Origin of the sequence: Bartonella sp. CB10SXKL, assembly GCF_042195515.1 — a bacterium.
Classification (GTDB): domain Bacteria; phylum Pseudomonadota; class Alphaproteobacteria; order Rhizobiales; family Rhizobiaceae; genus Bartonella.
In genome coordinates, this window is sequence record NZ_JBHION010000145.1 from 1 (window position 1) to 501 (window position 501).

General features: G+C 39.7%; 1 pseudogene. It reads left to right on the forward strand.

The window, feature by feature from the left end:
* Nucleotides 1-38: 38 nt before the first annotated feature.
* A pseudogene (locus ACFIK3_RS09915) lies at nucleotides 39-501 on the forward strand (hypothetical protein); the annotation flags it as partial.

A 501-nucleotide genomic window follows, 5' to 3' on the forward strand; every position in this document is an offset into this window, starting at 1 on the left:
TCATAACGTGACCAGAATAATACCAACGGATTTTTAAGATGGTTTATTTTCCAGTAGCCGATTACAGACCAGATGTTGCGGTTGTCAACGGCAGTTTTACGGATAGCCTTGTGAATGTTTTACCGGCAGATGGTGGTTACATACCCATGCCTAGTGCAATGGTTGTTTCTAATCCTTTGGAAGAAAAGCCCTTGGGTTCAATCGCCTTTAGAAGTGGCAATGGTGTTAAGATAATCGTAGGAGGCAAGCAAAAGCTTTACAGTTATGATAGTCAAACCAAAGGTTGGAAGGACATTAGCCAAAGTGGTGTGACCTATCAAGCAAATGAAGAGAATAAATGGTCGTTTGCTCTTTTTAAAAACATGGTTATTGCGGTGAATAAAAATGATAAACCGCAAGTTTTCAAGGTCCTTAGTTCTGAACAGTTTGAAGATTTAGAAGGAAATCCACCGAAAGCGGGATTGGTCAAAATTTGGGGACCTTTTGTTTGTTTGATGCAAT